Source organism: Spirosoma endbachense, assembly GCF_010233585.1.
Lineage (GTDB): Bacteria > Bacteroidota > Bacteroidia > Cytophagales > Spirosomataceae > Spirosoma > Spirosoma endbachense.
Map to the genome: position 1 here is coordinate 648894 of NZ_CP045997.1, position 12475 is coordinate 661368.

At 49.3% G+C, this 12475-nt stretch carries 10 protein-coding genes; 8 read left to right on the forward strand and 2 right to left on the reverse strand.

Annotated elements, in window-relative coordinates:
• Positions 1–29 precede the first annotated feature (29 nt).
• The gene (locus GJR95_RS02580) at positions 30–1013 is read left to right on the forward strand and encodes a helix-turn-helix domain-containing protein (RefSeq protein WP_162384395.1); all 984 of its coding nucleotides are present in this window, start codon (positions 30–32) and stop codon (positions 1011–1013) included.
• 57 nt (positions 1014–1070) lie between these two features.
• Here GJR95_RS02580 and GJR95_RS02585 read toward each other — a convergent pair whose 3' ends face one another.
• Positions 1071–3236: a glycoside hydrolase family 20 zincin-like fold domain-containing protein gene (locus GJR95_RS02585; protein ID WP_162384396.1), complete on the reverse strand. Its 2166-nt coding sequence runs from the start codon at positions 3234–3236 to the stop codon at positions 1071–1073.
• A gap of 295 nt (positions 3237–3531) precedes the next feature.
• Between GJR95_RS02585 and GJR95_RS02590 the strand changes: the two genes are divergently transcribed.
• From GJR95_RS02590 to GJR95_RS02610, 5 genes are all read left to right on the forward strand, one after another.
• Positions 3532–3897: a VOC family protein gene (locus tag GJR95_RS02590; RefSeq protein WP_162384397.1), complete on the forward strand. Its 366-nt coding sequence runs from the start codon at positions 3532–3534 to the stop codon at positions 3895–3897.
• A 128-nt stretch (positions 3898–4025) separates the two neighbouring features.
• Positions 4026–5393, forward strand: a complete 1368-nt coding sequence (locus tag GJR95_RS02595; RefSeq protein ID WP_162384398.1) for a Gfo/Idh/MocA family protein — start codon at positions 4026–4028, stop codon at positions 5391–5393.
• A gap of 109 nt (positions 5394–5502) precedes the next feature.
• Positions 5503–6834: a sugar MFS transporter gene (locus GJR95_RS02600; RefSeq protein WP_162384399.1), complete on the forward strand. Its 1332-nt coding sequence runs from the start codon at positions 5503–5505 to the stop codon at positions 6832–6834.
• On the forward strand, positions 6834–8009 hold the full coding sequence (gene nagA / locus GJR95_RS02605) for an N-acetylglucosamine-6-phosphate deacetylase (RefSeq protein WP_162384400.1): 1176 nt from the start codon (positions 6834–6836) through the stop codon (positions 8007–8009). The genes GJR95_RS02600 and nagA overlap by 1 nt, the downstream gene beginning before the upstream one ends.
• Positions 8010–8089: 80 nt before the next feature.
• Complete coding sequence (locus tag GJR95_RS02610; protein WP_162384401.1) at positions 8090–8887, forward strand: glucosamine-6-phosphate deaminase; 798 nt, start codon at positions 8090–8092, stop codon at positions 8885–8887.
• Between the two features lie 38 nt (positions 8888–8925).
• Here the strand turns inward: GJR95_RS02610 and GJR95_RS02615 are convergent, their stop codons facing one another.
• Complete coding sequence (locus GJR95_RS02615; protein ID WP_162384402.1) at positions 8926–10005, reverse strand: hypothetical protein; 1080 nt, start codon at positions 10003–10005, stop codon at positions 8926–8928.
• Between the two features lie 653 nt (positions 10006–10658).
• On the opposite strand from GJR95_RS02615, the gene GJR95_RS02620 reads away from it, so the two are divergent.
• On the forward strand, positions 10659–11444 hold the full coding sequence (locus tag GJR95_RS02620; RefSeq protein WP_162384403.1) for a 2Fe-2S iron-sulfur cluster-binding protein: 786 nt from the start codon (positions 10659–10661) through the stop codon (positions 11442–11444).
• 20 nt (positions 11445–11464) lie between these two features.
• Positions 11465–12472: an FAD binding domain-containing protein gene (locus GJR95_RS02625; protein WP_162384404.1), complete on the forward strand. Its 1008-nt coding sequence runs from the start codon at positions 11465–11467 to the stop codon at positions 12470–12472.
• The last annotated feature ends 3 nt before the right edge of the window (positions 12473–12475 follow it).

The following is a 12475-nucleotide window of genomic DNA, read 5'->3' on the forward strand; positions in this document are numbered from 1 at the left end:
AAAGGAGTAAAACTTATACCTGAGAGAGTATGTCTTTTATCGTTCAAAACGGTGACGATAGCCGTGTTCTGTACAGCAATCAAGCAGCAGCCAACAACTTTGTTAGCAGCAATTTAAAAGGCGAATGGCTGCATCAATCCTTTCCGATGGGTGATTTAAAAATGAAGCAGTGGCAATTCGACGGAATCAGGTTCGGCTACAGCGAATGCCTTTTTAAAAATCCGGTGTCGTTCGACTGGCGTGGCGATATGGATGTGGTGACCCTCTATTTTAACCTGAAAGGCCGGGTGTCAATGGGAAATAAGCAAAACAGGATTGAGCTTGGCACGAACCAGCAGAATATGTTTTACGATACGGAAGCCACCGGCACGATGAAGGCAGAAGAGCTCAGGCTAAAATCCTTCATGGTCCAATTCACGAAGGATGCCTTTATCAGGATCGCCAGCGGAGGCAATGATACGCTCCGGCATTTTGCCGATCAGGTTGCGGCTGGCAAACCGGCAACACTTTCCGGGAGTAATTTATACATCGATGCCTCTATCCAAAATTGCATCAATGCGATTCTGAGCTGTTCCTTTTCCGATTCCCTGAAACGTCTGTTTTTTATGTCAAAAGCGATGGAATTGCTGGTTTTACAGGCGGAGGCTCACAATCGGATGCTACTTCCCCAATCGGTTTATGCCAAAACGGAGTATGACAGGGAGCGGATCATTTTTGCCCGCGATTACATGCTGGCACATCTGGAAATGCCGCCCAGCATCACAGAACTCGCTCAGTTGGCTGGCCTCAATGAGTTCAAGTTAAAAAAGGGGTATAAGGAATTGTTCGGCACCACGATTTTTAGTCATCTGGCCGAAGCGCGCCTTGAACTTGCCCAACAGGAGCTTCAACAGAAGGAAAAGTCAATTACACAGATCGCCATTGAATTAGGCTACTGTTCGGTACAACATTTCAGCCGGGCGTTTAAAACCAAATACGGCATTGCCCCCAAGCAGGCCCAGATCAAATACTGAGTAGCTTGCCTATGCCAGTCATTCGGGATCTTTTAGCGGGCAGGCTGGTTCTGTACCTCACTTGGCCACTACATACTGCGCTCGTTTCGCAATATCAATATCCTGAGCAACGACTGGTCGTAGTTTTTCCCAATGGAAACGTAGTTTGTCATTTTGTGCCCAGGTGGTGCCTTTCTGCTCGCTCAAATGAACCAATGGCATCTCGTTGTACAACGGGCTTGTGATCGAAACGACCTCATCCCAATAGCGCAGGGCTGCCTCAAGGTGTTTTACAGCCTCCTGCTTAGTCGATTCACCACCTTTTGTGCGGTATGTTTGTAAAGCAACTGCTCCTTTCAGTTTTTCGGCCAGATGCAACCCCAGATTAGCCCATACCCGCACATCTGCCACTTCGTACTGGAGCGAACGATTCGCCGATGTGTTTATCGATTGCACAAGTTGCAGTGATTTCTGACTATCCCGTTCCAGCATCTGAGCCAAAATCGGGGGTGTTATTCTAGTCTTATCGAATGACTTACCCGACAAAGTTGCTTTCACAAACTCACTTACCGACACATAATCCGGATCGAGAACGGCCTGGGTAATTTGCTGATCGACGGAAATATACGACACGTTCTTGTTCGCATCATGGGCCATCATCCCTTCACTATACAGCGAGAAATCCCAGGTAAAATCAAAGGCCGATGCCAGCCGCAACGGTGTCGACGACGCCAATGCATAAGCCTCGAGCAACGGATCAGCTCCGGAACCATACCGACGAACGAATTCAGCCTTGAAAACCGCATCGGGCGTTGCCGGATTGTAGAGTAACCGGCCCCAAAGTTTATAAAACAGCCATTGACGTTCAAATGCGTAGGTCCAATCGACTGGCCCACCTGGTTTGGTAAAATAGTCTTTGGCCGGAATGTACGTTTCAGAACCAAGAAAATAGCCGCCCATATACGACTGATTATTGGTGGCAATGTGTGCCCGAACAAAATCGGGGACTCCCCAGCGCAGGCAAAAGAAATCTTCATTCCGAACCGTCCAGGTGATTTTATAAGCCGTTGGGTCGGGTTTGAAATAGGTATCGTATAACTTTCCTCCGTGCACTTTTACCAGCTTGGGCGTCGAGTGGGCATGCGACCAGTTGTATTTTAAGTCGGCCCAGATCGGGCCTTCAATAAAGGCTAGCGATCCCTCCTGCTCGATAGACTTTCGCGTCAGCTTTTCGGTTTCAATACTGGTTACGCCCAAGGAACCAGTCGTACTTGAAAATGGAATCCGGTGAATAAGCTTAGTTTTTCGATTTGCCAGCCGCATCCCGTCAAGGATCGTCGCTTTCATCCAGGTTTCTCGTTGCTGGGGTGTCATCCCACCCATTCCCTCACCTAGCGTCAGCCCAAAACCGGTCAGTTCCGGATACTCCTGAAGTACCTGTGTCACACACTCCCGAGTGTACCGCCTGACAACTTCTGACGTATCGCCATTGACAAAGTGAAGATGTTCCAGATTGTTGAGTGCCGGATTAGGGTTGTACGCTTTCGAAAATTCGGGGCTGGTAAAAATATTAAAGGGAACCAGATAGGTATCGATCGCCCGTTCATTTGCCATCCGGAAAATAGCGCGGAACAACGATTGCCATTCCTTCATTTGCTGATCATTGAAGGGCGTAGCAGCCGGAAAATTAGTCGGCCTGATCATAAATGGATAGGGATGCAGGTTCCATAAACTCAGCGCATTAAAGCGATTTTCAGCCATCATGTCCAGAAATCCCTTCCAATATGTCGTGTCCCGACAGGTTTCATAGTGCAGGTCGAGCGCGTAGCTATGCCGATACGTATCCCAGGGTAAATCAAACTTAATGGCTCGCAAGGCCAGGTGCGGCTTTTCACTACGGGCTTTGATCTGTGGAAGGGAAACGCCATTTTTAAGCTCTTCGACCACCGTAAGGCTCCCATAGATAAGCCCTCGTGGATCACCACCAGTGATGGTCAGACTTTTGTCATGCCAGGCAATGACGTAGGCTTCGCTTCCCAGTTTTTGGGCATCGATCGCCAGATTAATGGTATAGGCGGGCTTGCTCTGATCCAGCTTATATCGGCGCTCCAGTAGTACTTTTTTCAGCATACTGGCTGCATAGTGTGTCTGTGCGGATTGATCAGCCTGGTGAATAGCTACCTGTTGCGAAAATCCAAACGGAATGATGCCAACAAGGCAGATTAGTAGAAGTAGTCTTATCATGGCAATAGAAGGTTTGTGTCGGGCACTTACTGGCATGCTTTGAGGCCAGTCTAATGCGTTTCCCCTTTTGATGGTTAACACAGCCTATGATTCCAAATGCAGGTTAGTCTGGGTATATACTTGGGAATTGAAAAATAAATAACCCAAATGAGACCGTTTTCCGATTCCGGGAAATTCGTAACATCCGCTCCATACCAGTTAATCCTGCCTTTATGTCCTTTACTGAACGAACTGATTAATCGAGTATCTTGCAAAAAAGCACGTTACCAGTGATTTGTTGCACAAACTGTCAATCATGATTCAGTTCAAACGGTTAGACCATATCCTTATCTCGATTCCGGAGGGCAAAACGGCCCAGGCGAGAACGTTTTATAGCCAGGTGCTCGGACTGCGCGAAATTCCCGGTGAGCATCCGAAAGGTGCAATCTGGTTTCAAATTGCTGATATTGAGTTGCACTTGCGGGAAGAAGAAGTGGGTCAATATTCGTCCCGGCACCCCGCCTTTGAAGTCACTGACCTGGAAACCGCTCAGCAGGAACTCAAGCAGAAAGACGTTGCTCTTGAGTATTCAACGGAGATCGATGGGCGTCAACGTTTTTTCATTCGCGACCCTTTTGGCAACCGGATCGAGTTTTTACAGTACCAAACAGGTCAAAAATAGATTGATTGCCAAGTCGCGTCGGGTTGTGATTTTAAGACAGCCTGGGGTGGGAATAGTATGACAGGATGGTCCGTTCCTTTTACTACCTGTCCAGTGGATTTTAAAGCAGTACCTCCTACCCCGTTGTCATGAAAACCGTTGAGAATTGTCCAGCATCAAACACCCGGCGCGATTTTGTCAAAAAGACGTTTATCGGTACAGCTGCCCTGTCGGTAGGTGGTATCTTACCGGGATTCAGTGCCCAAAGCTACGGTCGGATTCTGGGAGCCAATGAAAAAGTACGCGTCGGTGTCATGGGTGTCAATAGCCGTGGGTTGGCCCTGTCGAGCAATTTCGCCTTACAACCCAACTGCGAAGTGGCAACGATCTGTGATGTTGACGCCAGAGCGGCCGAAAAAGCCATTTCAACCGTAACCGGCATTCAGACAGCAAAGCCTAAAAATCAGCCCGACTTCAGGAAGGCCCTCGAAGACAGGGACATGGATGCACTGGTGATTGCTGCTCCCGACCATTGGCACGCTCCCGCTGCTATTCTGGCTTCGAAAGCGGGTAAACATGTATACCTGGAAAAGCCATGCAGCCATAACCCCCATGAGGGTGAATTGCTGGTCGCCGTAGCAGCGAAGTACAAAAACGTGATTCAGATGGGGAACCAACGGCGATCATGGCCCAATGTGAAGCAAGCGATCGATGACATTAAACGGGGAGCTATTGGCCGACCTTATTTTGCCAAAGGCTGGTATACCAACAACCGGGCAACGATTGGTATTGGTAAAGAAGAAGCCGTGCCTTCCTGGCTGAATTATGACTTATGGCAGGGACCGGCTCCCCGTCGTTCCTATAAAAATAACGTTATTCACTACAACTGGCACTGGTTCTGGCATTGGGGAACGGGCGAAGCACTCAATAACGGCACGCATATGCTCGATCTGATGCGTTGGGGACTCGACGTCGAATACCCGAATAAAGTTACGTCGCTGGGTGGGCGGTATCGGTATAAAGACGACTGGGAAGCTCCTTACACGCAGGTCATTAATCTGACCTTCAACAACAATACGGCCATGACCTGGGAAGGTAGAAGCTGCAATGGCCGAACCGTTGAAGGAAGTGACGTAGGCGTTACGTTTTATGGTGAAACGGGCTCCTTACAATACGGGGGTGGAAATGCCTATAAAATCTTTGACCTCGATAACAAACTGGTCAAAGATGTAAAAAATGATTTACCCATCGATCCCCGCAACCGAATGAATCCGTCACAGGTGCTCGATGCCACCCATCTTCAAAACTTCGTCGAAGCCATCCAGAAAGGAACGCCACTGGCTTCGGGCATCATAGGTGGTCACCAGAGCACCTTGCTCTGCCAATTGGGGAACATTGCGCTACGCTCAGGCAGTGCGTTGGACATCGATCCGTCGAATGGGCATATTTTAAACAACAAAGCTGCGGCAACATTCTGGCAGCGTGATTATGAAAAAGGGTGGGAACCAACGGCTTAGTTACCGGCCAATAGGTATTGGTGATTCACTTATTGATTTACATTCAGAACGCCTTTGGCAATGAATCCCTGTCGAATAATCCCAGCAATTTATTAACGACCAGCCACGAATGAGTGCACTAGCAATTGATGTCAGTAGCCTGAGCAAGCGGGAAACCACGATTTCAATTTTTCTGATTGGGCTGATGTTTTTCATCTTCGGCTTCATTTCCTGGGTTAACTCCATCCTGATTCCCTACTTCAAAATAGCCTGCGAACTAACCAGCTTTCAGGCCTATCTGGTCGCTTTTGCGTTTTACATCGCCTATTTTATCATGTCAGTTCCGGCGTCTTATCTGTTAAAAGCCGTTGGATTCAAGAAAGGAATGATGATCGGTTTTTGGGCAATGGCTCTGGGCGCATTCATTTTTATTCCGGCCGCCATGACCCGAACCTACGCCGTTTTCCTGATGGGGCTTTTCACCATCGGCATCGGCCTGGCCATTCTGCAAACGGCAACGAATCCATACATTACCATTCTGGGTCCGAAAGAACGGGCTGCCCAACGGATCAGCATCATGGGTATCTGCAACAAAGCCGCCGGAATCCTGTCGCCCCTTGTGTTCGCTGCCGTAATCCTGCGCCCGACCGATACGGATCTATTTGCCCAGTTAAGTACGATGAGCCCCATTCAGCGGGGGGCGGCCCTCGACGAACTGGTCCGTCGGGTTATTCCACCCTATGCCGTGTTGGGTACGTTCCTGTTTGCGCTGGGTTATCTGGTGTATCGGTCGCCACTTCCCGAAATCAATACCGAACACGAAAGTGCCGATGTTGCCACAGCCAATGCGGGAAAAACGAGTATCCTCCAGTTTCCGCACCTGATTTTGGGCGCACTGGCCATTTTCCTGCACGTAGGTACGCAGGTGATCGCCATAGACACCATTATCGGCTATGCTAACTCGATGGGAATCGATTTATTAAAAGCGAAGGCATTTCCATCCTATACGCTGTTCTGTACCATCTGTGGTTATATTATTGGTATCATCTGTATTCCGCGATTTGTCAGTCAGGTTGATGCGTTACGTACCTGCACCTTGCTTGGAACTGCCTTCACGCTGCTGATCATTTTCACCAGTGGAACCGTTTCGTTTCTCGGCTACACCGCCGATATTTCCATCTGGTTTGTGGTGCTATTAGGGTTAGCAAACTCGCTCGTCTGGGCCGGACTCTGGCCGCTGGCGCTGGATGGGCTGGGGCGTTTCACGAAAATTGGTGCCTCCATTCTGATTATGGGCTTGTGCGGGAATGCCATTATGCCTCTTATTTACGGTTATTTGGCGGATGTGTTCACAGTCCGGCTTGCTTACTGGGTGCTTTTTCCCTGTTACCTGTATCTGGTTTTTTATGCCGTGTATGGACATACGGTGAAACGGTGGTCGTTGATGAACAGTAGCTTGTGATGCGGCAAAAAATAAGCAACGGCACGATTTTGACACCCTATCGAACGATCCGGAATGGAACGGTGGTCATTGATGGAAGTCAGATTCTGGGTATCCATGACGGGCCGGTCGATGTGCCCGACGCGGTCGAGATCGATGCACAAAACCAGTTTGTGTCACCCGGTTTTATCGACATTCATGTACACGGTGGAGGTGGCTTTGATTTCATGGACGGCACCGAAGAAGCCTTCCTCAAAATCGCAGAACTTCACGCCCGATACGGCACAACGGCGCTGGTTCCGACCACGCTGACGGCTGAGCGCGATGATTTATTACAAACGCTGGATGTCTACGAGCGGGCAAACCGGAGCAATACCCGTGGAGCCACCTTTCTGGGCATTCACCTGGAGGGGCCATATTTTGCACTCAGCCAGCGGGGTGCTCAGGACCCGCGTTACATCCGGAATCCCGACCCGGACGAATACGAACAGATTCTCAATCACTCATCTTCTATCGTTCGCTGGAGTGCGGCTCCTGAATTGGATGGCGCTATTCCTTTTGGGCAACGACTGCGCCAGAAAGGCATTATTGCCGCAATAGCGCATACGGATGCGCTCTACGATGATGTCGTAATTGCCTGCGAAAACGGTTATTCGCTGGTAACCCATCTGTATTCAGCGATGTCGGGGGTTACGCGCCGGAATGCGTTTCGCTACGCGGGTGTGATCGAAAGTGCTTTTTTGCTCGATCTCGACGTCGAAATCATTGGGGATGGCATTCACCTGCCGCCCCCTTTGCTTAAGCTCGTCTATAAAATTAAAGGCGCAGACCGAACCGCTCTGATTACCGATGCGATGCGGGCAGCCGGTATGCCCGAAGGCGAAAGCACCTTAGGCTCGCTTAAAAATGGCTTAAAGGTGATTGTGGAAGATGGCGTTGCCAAACTCCCCGACCGAACGTCGTTTGCAGGCAGCGTGGCAACGACCAGTCAACTCGTCCGGAATATGGTAAAACTGGCCGATGTATCGTTAACGGAAGCGGTTCGCATGGCCAGCACGACACCCGCCCGAATTATGGGCATCGATCATAAAAAGGGATCGCTCGCCAAAGGCAAAGACGCCGATATTGTTCTTTTTGATGAGAATTTCACCATTGGCCTGACAATGATTCAGGGGAAAATTGTGTACGAGAAATAGCTTTCGGCCTGCGATCAATCGGCTTACCAATACCGATTCCATGCAGACCGGCTACATATTGACTATTAATAATTGTTTTGATGAACGAATTCAACGTAGACCAGCTCAAGGTTAATCTGTTTGACAATCGCCGGAGCCTGGGCGAAAATGCGGCCAGCCTGGCCGCAGCCAGAATCATAGCATTGCTGCAGGAGCAACCGGTTATCAATATTGTATTTGCAGCAGCGCCTTCGCAAAATGAATTTCTGGAGGCTCTGGCAAAGCAGCCCAATATCGCGTGGGAACGTATCAATGCATTCCACATGGACGAGTACATTGGCCTGCCCGACAACGCACCGCAACGGTTTGGGAATTACCTTAAAAATCAGCTATTCGATAAAGTACACTTGCGGGCTATTTATTATATCGATGGCAACAACGACCCCGACGAAGAGTGCAAACGATACGCTGCGTTGCTGACTGACTACCCTACTGACATTGTCTGCCTGGGTATTGGCGAAAACTGTCATATTGCCTTCAATGACCCACATGTTGCTGATTTTGAAGACCCTGTGCTCATCAAAAAAGTAGGACTGGACCTGACAAGCCGCTGGCAACAAGTCCACGATGGTTGTTTCCCTGCGCTTGACGACGTGCCGGAATACGCCCTGACCCTAACCATTCCGGCGCTGTTTAAAGCCCCTGCCTTATTTTGTATGGTGCCAGCTGCTCATAAAGCAGAAGCCATTCATCATACACTGGTCGATGCCATTTCAGAACAGTATCCTTCGACTATATTACGACGGCATTCCAACGCTATGCTGTTTATTGATCAGGACAGCGCCGGTAAATTGACGCTCGATACGGATGCGACCAGTACGGAATCTGCTGTATTGTGATCGCTTTGGCCGGGCGAACAATAAGAATTTTCCGCAGGTTATTTTTTGTGTTTTCTTAGCCAATCATTCACTACGCCCGTTACCGTAAAGCGGACATCCTTGAACCGTTCGGGGGGCGTGGTGTCCAGGGCTTGTTTCAGGCCAAGTACGTTTGGATAAAAATCGACACCCTGATTCTGAAACTGATCGTCAATAGCAGTCAGTAGCCGCTCTATTCCATACGAATCAAAGCTCCAGTGTTGTAGATTGTTGCTGTCTTTAATGTCGGCCTTTATAGAAGCTGATAGCCACAAAATACTCTGGTTCAGCGGTTTGACAAACAGTTCCGGGTGATCCACCCGATTGCTATCCAGGAAATAATACACTTCCCGATAGGATCGTTTATCGCTCAACAGCGCCAGTAGTTCAGCTTCCCAGGCCGGATGTGCTTTGATTTTCGCAAGGGCTGCATTTCGGGTATCTTCGGGCTGATAACGAGTTGAATAGTTCAAAAGGCTGAAGATCGGATCTTCGGGCTTCTGGCTCGCGATGAACGTTAAGCCCTCTTTGTGCCACCGGTCTTCCTGCTCGATTCGGCTGGCCATTTCGATCCTGGCAAGCTTTGCAGAATCGCGTAAATAACCGAGCAATAACCCTCCGCTAAACAGTGCGCCTATGCCCCATCCAACCCAAAATGAAATTTTAAACACAGTAGGTGAAACGGCAGATTGCCATCCTGAATTCAGCGAGAAAAAACATACAACCAGCCAAAACAAAGGTATAAAGATCTGACCATGCCGCACAGAGATCCAATGCAAAAACTGGGGATACACGGTGTCATTGTGCCATTCCCATTTGAAAAGCGCGCAAAAGAAAGTAGTTAAGGCCATAAACAGCCAGGCCAGGAGTACAAGAATAGTGCGTTTGCCGCCCCCGCCCAAAACCCAATCAAATCCGCCGGTTGAGTTAATAATAATCGTCAGAATCAGGCTGCATATGGAAAAGCCTATTCCCAGAAAGAACAGGGCCAGGCCGTAACCCATTGCATTATCGCCAGAAAGTGAAGGTTTCGATGCGGTAAGCATGGACAAGCCTATGTAGAAAAAGAAGGTAATGAAAATAAAAATGTATCCAAACATCTGTGTATCGTTTCTAAAGGTATTGACCGTTTTCGGGCTGTGAGGAAGCAATCGTACGCAAAAGTGAACTGAGAACCGCAGGACAATAAACTATTTATTATTGAAGCGTATGACTGGGTCGATGAATGGCTTATAGATTTGTTTGAATCGTTATTCCTCCATACTGGTGAAGAATGGTTCAAATTGGCCCCTGAAATGATGTAGAGTCAGGTTCAGAATACGATCGATAAGCTGAGTATACTGTACCAAAATTAAACTACTTATAAATCCGTGAATCAGTCCATTAATCAGTTGATGCGATAGATGCTTCTGCGATGTGGTGTCAGTTTTTAAGAAACCGACACCGCTAGGTTTTTTAAAACATCGTCGTTCTATGCCGGATGTTAGTTGAGAAATTGCTGAAGTCAACTTCAAGAACCTGCCCTCACGCCAATACTAGCAAAACGGGATTAATTCGGGTAGCAACCCATCAACAGGATGGCGTTAATCATCGACCAGTAAACCATACCGACAGTAGCATTTGTCGCTTTAATTCCTGAGAAACACATTCGCATAACAATCTCTCCGCTGGACGGTTATTTTATTGATCCTGCCGTATACCAATAACTCCCTAAATCTGGTCAATCAAAAAACGGGACTTTCCCAAGAGCTGCATGCAGGAAGGCAACGAAACTCCTCAACTGACTGAGGACGAAAAGAAGCTGTTTGAAGATCTGATGCCAGAGGATCTTAACGAAATTCTGGATACTGGCGTGAACAGACGCCACTTTTTAAAACTGTTGACACTGGCAGGCGGGGGCATACTGGTGGCACAATCAGCCGCGGCAGAGCAGGTCTTAACCCGATCGCTCAGCCTTCCGTTCGACAATCCCGCACCGGCAACCATAGAAAATGGGGTTACCGTATCGTTCAAGGTCAATGGTGCTGCCCGAAAACTACTGGTCGATTCCAGAATGACGCTACTGGATACCCTACGCGAGAGGCTGGAACTGACAGGTTCAAAAAAAGGCTGTGATCACGGACAATGTGGAGCCTGCACCGTAATGGTGGACGGTCGGCGCGTCCTGTCCTGTCTGACTCTGGCGGCAACCTGCGAAGGAAAAAGCGTTAAAACGATTGAAGGATTGGCGCAAGGCAATGAACTGCATCCCATGCAGGCTGCTTTTCTTAAACACGACGGGTTCCAGTGTGGCTTCTGTACGCCCGGCCAGATCTGTTCGGCAGTGGCCCTGATGGACGAAGCTAAAAATGGAGATGCAAGTTATGTAACCGACAATGTCCGCCAAAAATCCGGACCAGTCCAGTTGTCGAACGAGGAGATCCGGGAGCGGATGTCGGGGAATCTGTGCCGCTGTGGTGCTTATCCAAACATTGTAGCTGCCATTCAGGAAGTACACAGCGGAAAACCCGTAGAACAGACCTGGCAGTTTGTCGGCTAACCCATTCTAACCAGCACCTCATGAGACCATTTAACTATACCAACGCCAAAGACTTCGCATCGGCCGTAAAACTATTGACGGCTAACCCCAGCGCAAAGTTTCTGGCCGGTGGCACCAATCTGCTGGACCTGATGAAGGAGGATGTGGAACGACCCGATCAGCTGATCGATATTACCCGTCTGCCACTCACCCAGATCAGGACCATTTCAACCGGAGCAAATCAGGGCGGCATGTCGATCGGCGGACTTGGCAAGAATACAGACACAGCCAATCATCCGTTGATTCGCCAGAACTATCCGCTTCTAAGCCAGGCTATTCTGGCTGGTGCATCCGGTCAGATTCGGAATATGGCGACTAATGGCGGCAACCTGATGCAACGAACCCGCTGTCCTTATTTTTATGATGTGGCCATGCCCTGCAACAAACGCGAGCCGGGAACGGGCTGTGGGGCGCTGGAAGGCATTAACCGAATGCATGCAATCTTTGGCTGGTCGGATAAATGCGTCGCCGTCTATCCATCCGATATGGCTGTCGCGCTGGCCGCCCTGGATGCTGTCGTAGTTGTCAGCAATAGAGCCGGTCAGGAGCGCAGAATTCCGTTAGCCGATTTTCATCGGCTGCCGGGTGATTCGCCGGAAAAAGAGACGAACCTGAATCACGGCGAATTGATCACGTCCATTGAGCTGCCCAAAAACAAGTTTGCCGAACAATCCTATTACCTGAAAGTTCGCGACCGCGCATCGTATGCGTTTGCGCTGATCTCGGTGGCTGCCGCTCTTGAAATGGACGGTAATCGAATAATTCGGTCCAGTCTGGCCATGGGCGGTGTGGCGCACAAACCCTGGCGGGCATTGAAAGCAGAACAGTTGCTCGCCGGAAAAGAAGCGACCGAAGCGAATTTCAGGGCAGCGGCCGCAGCAGAAATGTCGGATGCCAGGCCGTTAGCACACAATAAATTCAAAGTTGAACTGGGTAGTCGGAGCATTGCGCTCGCGCTTCAACTGGCCAGAAGTGGGAACAAGTCCTGATGT